12 protein-coding genes are annotated in these 9,820 nt (G+C 65.0%); 5 read left to right on the plus strand and 7 right to left on the minus strand.

What is annotated here, in order from left to right; all coding sequences use genetic code 11:
• Positions 1-140 precede the first annotated feature (140 nt).
• Positions 141-1,160: a UDP-N-acetylmuramate dehydrogenase gene (gene murB / locus AB3X43_RS07715; protein ID WP_369429271.1), complete on the plus strand. Its 1,020-nt coding sequence runs from the start codon at positions 141-143 to the stop codon at positions 1,158-1,160.
• On the opposite strand, the gene AB3X43_RS07720 is transcribed toward murB, so the two are convergent.
• Positions 1,157-1,675 (minus strand): septal ring lytic transglycosylase RlpA family protein, encoded by a 519-nt coding sequence (locus tag AB3X43_RS07720; RefSeq protein ID WP_369429272.1) that lies wholly within the window; start codon positions 1,673-1,675, stop codon positions 1,157-1,159. The genes murB and AB3X43_RS07720 overlap by 4 nt on opposite strands.
• Between AB3X43_RS07720 and AB3X43_RS07725 the strand changes: the two genes are divergently transcribed.
• From AB3X43_RS07725 to AB3X43_RS07735, 3 genes are all read left to right on the plus strand, one after another.
• A complete protein-coding gene (locus tag AB3X43_RS07725) occupies positions 1,662-2,441 on the plus strand; it encodes a PEP-CTERM sorting domain-containing protein (RefSeq protein ID WP_369429273.1) in 780 nt (259 codons plus the stop codon). The genes AB3X43_RS07720 and AB3X43_RS07725 overlap by 14 nt on opposite strands.
• Positions 2,442-2,785: 344 nt before the next feature.
• Positions 2,786-3,445, plus strand: coding sequence for a PEP-CTERM sorting domain-containing protein (locus tag AB3X43_RS07730; protein WP_369429274.1), 660 nt, complete (start codon positions 2,786-2,788; stop codon positions 3,443-3,445).
• Between the two features lie 348 nt (positions 3,446-3,793).
• Positions 3,794-4,396 (plus strand): PEP-CTERM sorting domain-containing protein, encoded by a 603-nt coding sequence (locus tag AB3X43_RS07735; RefSeq protein ID WP_369429275.1) that lies wholly within the window; start codon positions 3,794-3,796, stop codon positions 4,394-4,396.
• A 78-nt stretch (positions 4,397-4,474) separates the two neighbouring features.
• On the opposite strand, the gene AB3X43_RS07740 is transcribed toward AB3X43_RS07735, so the two are convergent.
• Complete coding sequence (locus tag AB3X43_RS07740) at positions 4,475-5,248, minus strand: exodeoxyribonuclease III (RefSeq protein ID WP_369429276.1); 774 nt, start codon at positions 5,246-5,248, stop codon at positions 4,475-4,477.
• Positions 5,249-5,340: 92 nt separating this feature from the next.
• Here AB3X43_RS07740 and AB3X43_RS07745 point away from each other — a divergent pair, with 92 nt between their 5' ends.
• Positions 5,341-5,919 carry an NnrU family protein gene (locus AB3X43_RS07745; RefSeq protein WP_369429277.1) on the plus strand — a complete coding sequence of 193 codons (579 nt, stop codon included), beginning with the start codon at positions 5,341-5,343 and terminating at the stop codon, positions 5,917-5,919.
• Positions 5,920-5,922: 3 nt separating this feature from the next.
• On the opposite strand, the gene AB3X43_RS07750 is transcribed toward AB3X43_RS07745, so the two are convergent.
• From AB3X43_RS07750 to AB3X43_RS07770, 5 genes are all read right to left on the minus strand, one after another.
• Positions 5,923-6,417, minus strand: a complete 495-nt coding sequence (locus AB3X43_RS07750) for a dihydrofolate reductase (protein ID WP_369429278.1) — start codon at positions 6,415-6,417, stop codon at positions 5,923-5,925.
• Positions 6,417-7,262, minus strand: coding sequence for a thymidylate synthase (locus AB3X43_RS07755; RefSeq protein ID WP_369429279.1), 846 nt, complete (start codon positions 7,260-7,262; stop codon positions 6,417-6,419). The genes AB3X43_RS07750 and AB3X43_RS07755 overlap by 1 nt, the downstream gene beginning before the upstream one ends.
• Before the next feature lie 46 nt (positions 7,263-7,308).
• The gene (locus AB3X43_RS07760; protein ID WP_369429280.1) at positions 7,309-7,680 is read right to left on the minus strand and encodes a PilZ domain-containing protein; all 372 of its coding nucleotides are present in this window, start codon (positions 7,678-7,680) and stop codon (positions 7,309-7,311) included.
• Entirely contained in the window at positions 7,677-9,467 is a 1,791-nt protein-coding gene (locus AB3X43_RS07765; protein ID WP_369429281.1) for an ABC transporter transmembrane domain-containing protein, read from the minus strand. The genes AB3X43_RS07760 and AB3X43_RS07765 overlap by 4 nt, the downstream gene beginning before the upstream one ends.
• A gap of 44 nt (positions 9,468-9,511) precedes the next feature.
• Positions 9,512-9,820, minus strand: a 309-nt coding sequence (locus AB3X43_RS07770; RefSeq protein WP_369429282.1) for an OsmC family protein, incomplete at its 5' end; no start/stop codon positions are given.

Here is a 9,820-nt window from a genome sequence, read left to right on the forward strand (position 1 = left end):
TGTTGGCCTGGTCGATGGCGTTGCGGACCTCGACGATTTCGGATTCGAGCACGGTGTCAAAGCTGGGCATGGCGGCATCTCTTTCTTGTGGAACGACAGGAAACGCCCGCGTTGGCAGGGCGATGGGAGAAAATTCTGCCATGCGCATCGAAACCGCCGTCAATCTGCGGGCCTGGAACACCTTCGGCCTGCCCGCCAATGCCCAGACCCTGGTCCACATCGAGGAGGAAGCCGACGTGCGCCGCGTCGTCGACCATCCCGAATTCGGCCGTGCGCCCAAGTTCATCCTGGGGGGCGGCAGCAACATCGTGCTGGCGCGGGACGTGACGGCGTGTGTGCTCAAGATCGAGATTCCGGGACTGCGGGTGGTCGATGAGCGGGCGGATGCGGTCATCGTCGAGGCTGGGGCTGGCGAGTCCTGGCACCGCCTGGTGGCCTGGACCATCGAGCAGGGCCTCGGTGGTCTGGAGAACCTGGCGCTGATCCCCGGCACGGTGGGTGCCGCGCCGGTGCAGAACATCGGCGCCTACGGGCTGGAGCTGGCCGACCGGTTCGAGTCACTCGACGGCGTCGATCTGGTCACCGGCCGCGGCTTCACGCTGGACCGGCGCCTGTGCCGCTTCGGCTACCGCGACAGTGTCTTCAAGCACGAACTGGCTGGAAAGGGCGTCATCACCCGGGTACGCCTGCGCTTGCCACGGCCATGGCAGCCGGTGCTCGGCTACCTCGATCTGCAGCGCAAGATGGAAGAAACCGGCATCGTGCAGCCGGAGGCGCGCCAGATCTTCGACTGGGTCTGTGCGGTCCGCCGTGCCAAGCTGCCGGATCCTGCGGTGATCGGCAATGCCGGCAGCTTCTTCAAGAACCCGGTGGTCACGCCGGAGCAATGCCGCGACATCATCGCGCGCGATCCACACGTCGTGCACTACCCGATGGACGACGGCAGCTTCAAGCTCGCCGCCGGCTGGCTGATCGACGCCTGTGGCTGGAAGGGCAAATCGGTGGGCGGTGCAGCGGTCTACGAGAAGCAGGCGCTGGTGCTCGTCAACCGTGGCGAGGCACGGGGTGCCGAGGTCCTCACGCTGGCCCGGGCGATCCAGGAAAGTGTCTACGGCCGCTTTGGTATCCGGCTCGAATCCGAGCCTATCCTGGTGGGCTAGCGGCGCCAATTGCCGCTGCGGATCTCGTCGTGCGTCAGCCGCTCCACCTCGACGGGGGACACGGCGTGGGACACCCCCAGACGCACGGCGGCGGCCAGTGACAGGTCGATGATGCGGCCCGGGGAGAACGGTCCCCGGTCGTTGATGCGCACGATCACCTCGCGTCCGTTGGCCGGATTGCGCACCCGCGCATAGCTCGGGATGGGCATGGTCGGGTGCGCGGCCGTCATCGCATACATGTCGTAGCGTTCGCCGCTGGCGGTCGGCAGACCCTGGAACTTGCCGCCGTACCACGATGCCAGTCCGGATTCGCGCACCTCCGCATCCGTCGTGAGCGGCGTGTAGGTGCGGCCGAGCACGGCATACGGCTTGTTCGGACCACCGGAACGCAGCGTCTCGACGCGCGGCTGGGCATCCGGCACCTGCATCAATTCGGAGGGGGCCATGTGGCCGCGGCCCTTGTCGGGCACTCCTGCACAGCCGGCCAGCAGCAGCGCCGCCATGGCGGCCAGCAAGGGCCAGCGATTGACTGGCGGTGGGACTGCGTGGCCCATCGGGCTTGATCCCTTGTTTGAGGGGTGTTCGGATTCGATAGTGAAAAAATTGATGCAATGCACGTTAATCTTTCAATGTCGGATCACCCGAATCAGGGGCTACACCGATCAATCACTTCATACCATTGGGGAAAACATGAAAATCTCTAAAATTTTTCTCGCCATCGCGTTGGCGCTGACTGCCGGCGGTGCTGCGCAGGCTGCTGTCGCCGGGCTTGATGACGTGTCGTTCGAGTCGTACACCAGTGGTGCGCTGATCGGCTCGGCGGGTGCTTGGTCGTCCGAAGGCACCATGACCACCGCCCAAGGCCCGGCCGGCGCTTACGATGGCCAGCGCTTTGCCTTCTTGGGCCTGGGCGATCGTCTGGTCCAGAGCTTCTCGGTCGACACCGCCGGCAGTTACACCGTGAGCTTCTGGGCCAGCGGCGAAGGCCGTTCGCGTCTGTTCGATTCGGATGACGTGGCGGCCAGCCTGTTCACCACACCAGTGGCCGTGTCCAGCACCAATCCGGTCAACTATGGCGCTGGCTGGCACCAGGTGCAATACACCTTCGACACGGGGGTGCTCAACGGCAGCAATTCTTATCACCTGTACTTCTCGGGCTTTGGTTCGGGCCTGTCGGTGGATGCCGTGTCCGTGTCGGCGGTGCCGGAACCCGAGGGCTTCGCCATGATGCTGGCTGGTCTGGGTGCCCTGGGTCTGATGAGCCGCCGCCGCCGCGCCTGATCTGCTCCGCCCGCGCACCTCTGCCGACCCCTCCATGCGTCGGCAGGGGGGATGATGAAAGCACCCAATGCGGGTGCTTTTCTTTTGCATGCGTGAAAAATTCCCGGATGGATGCGCAATACCCCTTGCATAGGGGATTGATGTTTTCAGTCAAGCATATTTTTATCTTTATATCGAATGCCGAGGAGGTCCATTCGTGGAATACGTCGGCGATCTGGGCCTTGTTCTGAAAAAATCACCCGTATTCAGGGGGTTTGGGGAATCTGGCCATACTCCAGATGCAGGGGCGGGAGTAATCTGACTCGGTGGAAGTGCTGGACGCGAAAAGACAGGGTACTTGTCTGATGGGCGAATTCGGCATGGCCTCTTCTGTCATCTCATACCGGGAGCATTCAATGCGCAAGACTATTTCTGCTGTCGCCGCTGGCCTTCTGCTGGCCGCCACGGGCGCCCATGCCAATCTGGTGACCAACGGCACGTTCGACAGCCCTGATCTCTCGACGGGCTCGTTTTCTCCCGTGACGTCGCTGTCCTTTTCAGATCTGAACTGGGGTTTCTACAGCGGTGGGTCCGGCCAGACGAAGCTGATCGACAACGGTGGCAACCAGTTTGCCCAGATCGCTTCGGGCGATATCATTTACACGTCCTTCAGCGTTGCCACTTCAGGCCAGTACACCATTGGATTCGATTTCCAGGGCAGCGGTCTGTGGGGCCTGACTGACAGCAGCTGGACGCCGGCCGTGGTCGCTCCGACCACGTTGGCCCCTTCGGCGGGCTGGACGACCGCCTCCGCCGGTCCGGTTTCGCTGGTGGGGGGTGACTCCTACAAGCTGTATTTCGGCGGCATGGTCACGCCCCCGGATTTCTACCCTGCGCTGAGCCTGGACAATGTGTCGGTCTCGGCCGTCACGCCGGTGCCGGAACCCGAGAGCTTCGCCATGATGCTGGCTGGGCTGGGTGCTCTGGGTCTGATGAGCCGTCGCCGGATTGGCAAGCGCATCTGAGCGTGCAGCGAATTTCCTGACCCCCATCAGAGACGCCCTTCGGGGCGTTTTTTCATGGGGGATTCTGCAGGTGCCTGCGCACATGCCAGATGCGCGCCAGCCCTTGATCACGGGCGCGTGGATGAGGGGGAGTGAGTGAATATTCCACAAGGAATATCAGGGGGGCTGTCTGTATCGATTTGAAATACCCCATGGTCAGGTGCGGCGGTCGATCGAAGGCATTTGATGGCCGATTTGTGGGCTAATCTTGCGTTGCAGTTTGGGTCGGGGACCTAAACTGAATTCAAGTGACCGGTTATCGGCTCAGGTGAATAGATCACACATTTCATCCTTCCTTACGGAGTTTTCATGCACAAGTCTCTTGTCTCTACCGCTGCTGCATTGCTTCTGGCCTTCGGGGCCGTTGGCGCTCAGGCACAGGTTGCCATCGCCAATGCCGACTTCGAGTTGTCCGCCGTGGCGACCAACACCTCTGACACGTTCTCCAATCTGGGTTGGAGCAATGTCCAGTGGGGCTGGCTGGGTGGGTCGTCGAAGATCATCGACGTTGGCGGCAACCAGATGGCCCAGGTCGTCGGCGGTGACGTGATCTGGTCGGGCTTCGCCGCGTCGTCGGCCGGCAACTACCAGCTGACGTTCGACACGGTGGGCGACGGTTACGTGATGCTGTACGACAACGACACCCACGCCACGGTGGCACAAGCCTTCGTGCAGAACGCAACGACGTCGCAATTCTCGACCACGTTCGCACTGACCAGCACCGACAACTACCGCCTGTATTTCGGCACGACGCCGCTGCCCCCGACCTTCAATGGCAACCTGACCATCGACAACGTGGCCATCACGCAGATCGCCGCGCCGGTGCCCGAGCCGGAGAGCTACGCCATGATGCTGGGCGGTCTCGGAGCGCTCGGCCTGATGGGGCGCCGCCGCCTGAAGTCCCGCGCCTGACACGTCGGGCACCTTCGGGTGCAACGATGTTTTTCCCTGGTATGCATTGACAGCGCCTCTCGCGAGGCGCTTTTTTATTCATGCACCACTGTCCAGTTCGAGCAGCACCGGGGCATGGTCACTTGGACGTTCGTTCTTGCGGGGTGCCTTGTCGATGCGGCAACCGGTGGCGCGTGCCACCAGGGGAGCGCTGACAAGAATGTGGTCGATGCGCAGCCCCTGGTTCTTGCGGAATGCCAGATTGCGGTAGTCCCACCAGCTCCAGCTGCGCGGGGCCTGCTCGAACAGCCGGAAAGCGTCCTGCAGTCCGAGTGCCTGCAGCGCCTGGAAGTGACCGCGCTCCTGCGGCGTGCAGTGGATCTGGCCGGCCCAGGCCACCGGATCGTGCACATCACGGTCTTCCGGCGCGATGTTGTAGTCGCCGAGCAACGCCAGCGCCGGGTGGTTCTGCAACTCGCCGCTGAGCCAGCGCTCCAGCGCCTCCAGCCACGCCATCTTGTAGACGAACTTGTCGCTGTCCGGCGCCTGTCCATTGGGAAAGTACGCACCGATCACCCGCACCCCCTCGACCGTGGCCGCGATGACCCGCGCCTGCGGATCCTCGAAACCGGGGATGTTGTGCACCACGTCCGTGAAGGCGTGGCGGGACAGCAGGGCCACGCCGTTGTAGGTCTTCTGCCCGAACCAGGCACTGCGGTAACCGGCCTCGGCGAGTGCGTCGACCGGAAACTTGTCGTCGGTGAGCTTGGTTTCCTGCAGGACCAGCACGTCGGGCTGCTCCAGCACGAGCCAGTCGAGCACCTGCGGCAGCCGCACGGCGAGGGAGTTGACGTTCCACGTAGCGATCTTCATGGTGCGATGATGCCGCAGGACAGGCACTGTCGGTGGTGGGCCGGGCTGGGCGATACTCGCGCGCTGTTGCTCACCATGGAAGGACCGATGCCGTGACTGTCTTGATACTGGGTTTGATGCTGTTCCTTGGGGGTCATTCGGTCAGGATCCTTGCCGACGACTGGCGGGCTGGTCAGATCCGGCGTCTCGGTGTCCTGGGCTGGAAGGCGGTCTATGCCGTGGTTTCGCTGTCGGGATTGGCGATGGTGGTCTGGGGCTATGGCGCGGCGCGGGTCGATTCGGTGTCCCTGTGGATGCCGCCGACGGCCACGCGCCACATCGCGGCGCTGCTGATGCTGTTGTCCTTTGTGCTGCTGACCGCGGCCTATGTGCCCGGCTCGCGCCTGAAGGCCAAGGTCCGCCACCCGATGGTGCTTGGTGTCCAGGTCTGGGCGCTGGCGCATCTGCTGGCCAATGGGCGACTGGCCGATGTGGTGCTGTTCGGCAGTTTCCTGCTCTGGGCCGTGCTGTCGTACCGCGCAGCACGCCAGCGTGACCGTGCCGCCGGCAACCTGCCGCTGCCACTCCATTCCGGGCGTGATGTGATCACCGCGTTTGTCGGTATCTTCGCGTGGATCATCTTCGCGCTGTGGCTGCACGGGCCGCTGATCGGTGTGCGGCCCTTTGGCTGAGGATCAGCGTCGCCGGTAGGTCACGAACGAGAAGCCCGGGTGCGGGGTCCGGGTCACTTCCTCGAACGCGTCGCGTGGCCAGTCCGGAAAGCGGACATCGCCGTCGAGGTCGGCGTCGATCTCGGTCAGCTCCAGCACGTCGGCATGGGGCAGGGCCAGCGTGTACAGCTGGCCACCGCCCATCACGAACACCCGAGGCGCCGTGGTGTGTGCCACCGCAGCCAGTGCCGCTTCCAGGCTGAAGACCACTTCGGCTCCACGGGCTGCATCGTTGTCGGCCCAGTGTGTCTGGCGTGTCACCACCAGATTGCGCCGACCCGGCAGCGGTCGGAACCTCGCTGGCAGCGAGTCCCAGGTCTTGCGCCCCATGATGACCGGGCAACCCATCGTCGTGGTGCGGAAGTGTTTCGCGTCGGCTGGGTCGTGCCAGACCAGCTCGTTGCGGTGGCCGATCACGCCATTGCGGGCCACGGCGGCGATCAGGCAGAGCTGTGCCATCAGATTGCCACCGGCGCCTTGATCGCCGGGTGGTGCTGGTAATCCAGCACCTCGAAGTCCTCGTACCGGTAGTCGAAGATCGAGTCCGGTCGGCGCTGGAGGTGCAGCGTCGGGAAGGGGAAGGGCGTGCGGGTCAGTTGCGTCTCGACCTGCTCGGTGTGGTTGCTGTAGAGGTGGCAGTCGCCGCCGGTCCAGACGAAATCACCCACGTCCAGGTCGCACTGCTGCGCCAGCATGTGCGTCAGCAGCGCGTAGCTGGCGATGTTGAACGGGACACCCAGGAAGATGTCCGCGCTGCGCTGGTAGAGCTGGCAGCTCAGACGACCTTCCGCCACATAGAACTGGAACAGCGCGTGGCAGGGCATCAGCGCCATGCGGCCCAGGTCGGCGACGTTCCACGCGCTGACGAGGATGCGGCGAGAGTCCGGGTTGGTCCTGAGTTGCTGCACGACCTCGGCGATCTGGTCGATGTGGCCGCCGTTCGGGGTCGGCCAGGAGCGCCACTGCACGCCGTAGACCGGTCCGAGGTCGCCGTCGTCGCGTGCCCATTCGTCCCAGATCGTCACGCCGCGGTCCTGCAGCCACTGCACATTCGATTCACCGCGCAGGAACCACAGCAGCTCCAGAATGATCGAGCGCAGGTGGACCTTCTTGGTCGTGACGAGCGGAAAACCTTCGCGCAGGTCGAAACGCATCTGGTGGCCGAACACGCTGCGGGTGCCGGTGCCGGTGCGGTCGCTCTTGAGGACGCCGTGCCGATGCACGTGGCGCATCAGGTCTTCGTACTGCGTGCAGACCGCGCGCGCAGGCGGCGGGGTCAGGGCGTCGGCGGAGGAAACTGGCATGGGCGGCGGACAGGGAAACCGCCCATTATAGGGAGCACAGCCCCTCTCAGAGCTTGTAGCTGAGCTTGCGCATCCAGTCCTGCAGCAGCGTGCGCACCGAACCGCTCAGGTCGATCCAGGTGCCGCCGACGCGGAAGTCGTGGCTCTGCATCACCACATAGGCCGAGTTGATGCGCACAGGGACCGCCATGATGCGCGTCAGGTCTTTCAGGTCCGGCACACCCAGCACCAGCTGCATGACCGTGTTGCTCGGCAGCGGCTGGTCGGCGAGCAGGCCGACACCTTTCTCGGAAATGTCACGCACCCGCACCTCCTGAACCTGCCCGCCAGGCAGGATCAGTCGACCGCGCCAAGTGACAGTGAAGCGGGGTTCCTTGCGGCTCTCGATCGAGCCGCGCTCCAGAGTGGTGGCCATCATGTCGCCAGATTGAATTGCATGGCGGCGAGCTTCGCATACAAACCACCGCGTTGAACGAGTTCGGAATGGGTGCCTTCCTCGGCAATCCTGCCGTGATCGATCACAACGATGCGATCGGCCTGCTGGATCGTCGCCAGCCGGTGGGCGATCACCAGCGTGGTGCGGTGTTTCATGGCGGCTTCCAGGGCGGCCTGCACCAGGCGCTCGCTCTCGGCATCGAGCGCGCTGGTGGCTTCATCGAGCAACAGCAGCGGCGGATTCTTGAGCATGGCACGCGCGATGCTGATGCGCTGGCGCTGGCCGCCGGACAGGCGCACACCGCGCTCGCCGAGGAAGGTCTGGTAGCCCTCGGGCAGCGCCATCAGGAAGTCGTGCGCGTGCGCCGCCTTGGCCGCGGCGATCACTTCGCCATCGCTGGCGTCGGGGCGGCCATAGCGGATGTTCTCGATCGCGTTGGCCGAGAAGATCGTGCTGTCCTGCGGCACGATGCCCACACGCCCGCGCAGATCGGCCAGCGACAGCCGTGTCACGTCCACGCCGTCCAGCGTGATGGCGCCGGACTGTGCGTCGTAGAAGCGCAGCAGCAGTTGCAGCACGGTGCTCTTGCCCGCGCCGCTCGGCCCGACCAGCGCCACGGTTTCACCTGGGCGCAGTGTCAGGTCGAAGTGCGCCAGCGCCAGTTGGTTCGGGCGCGAGGGGTAGTGGAAATCCACCGCCGAGAAGCGCACCGCCGAGCCACCGTGTGCCGCTGACAGTGCCAGCGGCTGCACCGGATCGACCACCGGGGAGCGGGTGGCGAGCAGTTCCATGAGCCGCTCGGTCGCGCCTGCCGCGCGCAGCAGATCACCGTAGACCTCCGACAGCACCGCCACGCTGCTGACCAGGATGATCACGTAGACGACGGTCTGCCCCAGGTGGCCGGCACTGATGCGGCCTTCCATCACCGCTTCGGTGCCTTGGTACAGACCCCAGAGCAGCGCGCCGAAGGTGGCGGTGATGATGAATGCAACGAGGAAGGCCCGTACGCGGGTGCGCTTGCGGGCGGTCTCGAAGGCGTCTTCGGTCGCGGCATCGAAGCGGGCGGCTTCGCGGGTTTCCTGCGTGTAGCTCTGCACCACCGGGATCGCGTTGAGCACCTCGGCGGCGATGGCGCTGGTGTCGGCGACGCGGTCCTGGCTGGCGCGGCTGAGCTTGCGCACGCGGCGGCCGAAGTAGAGCGACGGCAGCACCACCAGCACCAGGATGCCCAGCACCTGCGCCATCACCAGCGGATTGGTGACGATGAGCATCACCATCGCGCCCAGGCCCATCACGGTGTTGCGCAGGCCCATCGACAGGCTGGAGCCGACGACGCTCTGCACCAGCGTCGTGTCGGTGGTCAGTCGGGAGAGCACCTCGCCGGTCTGCGTCGTCTCGAAGAACTCGGGGCTCTGGCGCACGACGTGGGCGTAGACCGCGTTGCGCAGGTCGGCGGTGACGCGCTCGCCGAGCCAGCTCACCATGTAGAAGCGCGAGGCCGAGAACACACCCAGGGCTGCGCCGACCGCGAACAGGGCGAGGAAGTGCTCGCGCAGCGCCATCACCCGATCGCCTGGGTCGGTGGCGACGAGGCCTTGGTCGATCAGCGAGCGCAGCGCCATCGGGAACACCAGCGTGCTGACGGCCGCCAGCACGAGGAACAGACAGGCCAGTCCGATCTGCAGCCGGTAGGGCCAGAGAAAGGGCTTCAGTCCGGACAGGGAGCGTGGGGTGGCGGCGCGGGGACGTTCGGTGGTGGGTGCAGGCATGGGGGGCGAGTGTAGGCGCTGCCTGCCGTTGGCTGTCCTGGCGCTCAGACCGTCCGGCGTGCGACCGTCACCACCGGTGGATGCACCAGCGTCTGGTAGATGACGCAGTAGCGCTCGGTGAGCTTGAGCAGCGTGGCGACCTGCTCGTCGCTGGCGTCGGTGTCGAAGGTGAAGTCCAGGCGGAGGTTCTGCAGCCCGACCGGCGCGTCCCTGGACACGCCCAGCGTGCCACGGGCATCGAAGTCTCCTTCGGCCCGCACCCTGGCACCGCGCAGCGTGATGCCCATGGACGTGGCGACCGCGTTCATCGTGACTCCGGCGCAGGCCACCAGCGCTTCGAGCAGCATGTCGCC

This window comes from Sphaerotilus sp. (assembly GCF_041083715.1).
Lineage (GTDB): Bacteria > Pseudomonadota > Gammaproteobacteria > Burkholderiales > Burkholderiaceae_C > Sphaerotilus.